The 1,035-nt window shown below is 47.7% G+C and carries 1 protein-coding gene; it reads left to right on the forward strand.

All coding sequences use genetic code 11. The features are described from left to right. Window positions 1-30: 30 nt before the first annotated feature. Window positions 31-1,035, forward strand: a 1,005-nt coding sequence (locus tag R7E42_RS25620) for an aromatic amino acid lyase (RefSeq protein WP_318073328.1), incomplete at its 3' end; no start/stop codon positions are given.

Here is a 1,035-nt window from a genome sequence, read left to right on the forward strand (position 1 = left end):
ACTGAAGAAGCTCAAGTAAGGATGAAAGAGATGTTAAATTTAACGCTAAAGCCAGGTCATATTAGCTTAAACGAACTGCGTCAAGTGAGCCGTTCCCCGGTCAACCTTACTTTGGACCCAGAGGCCATTCCGGGCATTGAAGAAAGTACTCAAGTCGTCGATCGCGTCATTGCGGAAGACCGTACCGTCTATGGTATCAACACCGGTTTCGGTCTTTTAGCAAACACACGAATTGCACCAGAAGATTTAGAAACGCTGCAAAGAAGTATTGTTTTATCTCATGCTGCGGGTATCGGCAAATTCATGTCTGATGAAACCGTTCGCCTCATGATGGTTTTAAAAATCAACAGCTTGGCTCGTGGATTTTCTGGCATTCGTTTGAAAGTCATCAACATGTTGATTGATTTAGTCAATGCACAAGTTTATCCATGCGTCCCTCAAAAAGGCTCGGTGGGCGCTTCAGGCGATTTGGCTCCCCTAGCCCACATGAGTACGGTGCTGCTTGGTGAAGGCCAAGCACGTCACAATGGCCAAATCGTATCCGGCTACGAAGCACTAAAAATTGCTGGTCTTGAGCCTATCACACTAGCGCCAAAAGAAGGCTTAGCGTTACTCAATGGTACACAGGCTTCAACAGCATTCGCGCTAGAAGGTCTGTTTATTGCCGAAGATCTTTTCGCGTCAGCAACCGTGTGTGGAGCCATGTCTGTAGAAGCCGCACTAGGTAGCCGACGTCCGTTCGACCCTCGAATCCACCGCGTACGTGGCCATCGTAGCCAAATGGATGCGGCAATGGCATATCGTCACCTACTGGATACATCGAGTGAAATTGGTGAATCGCACACCAACTGTGAAAAAGTGCAAGACCCATACTCACTGCGTTGTCAGCCGCAAGTGATGGGCGCGTGTTTGCAGCAAATTCGCAACTCCGCTGAAGTATTACAAGTAGAAGCGAACTCCGTTTCTGATAACCCATTAGTATTTGCAGAAGATAACGACATCATCTCTGGCGGTAACTTCCATGCAGAACCTGTT

Source organism: Vibrio sp. Vb1337 (assembly GCF_033338715.1).
GTDB lineage: Bacteria > Pseudomonadota > Gammaproteobacteria > Enterobacterales > Vibrionaceae > Vibrio > Vibrio alginolyticus.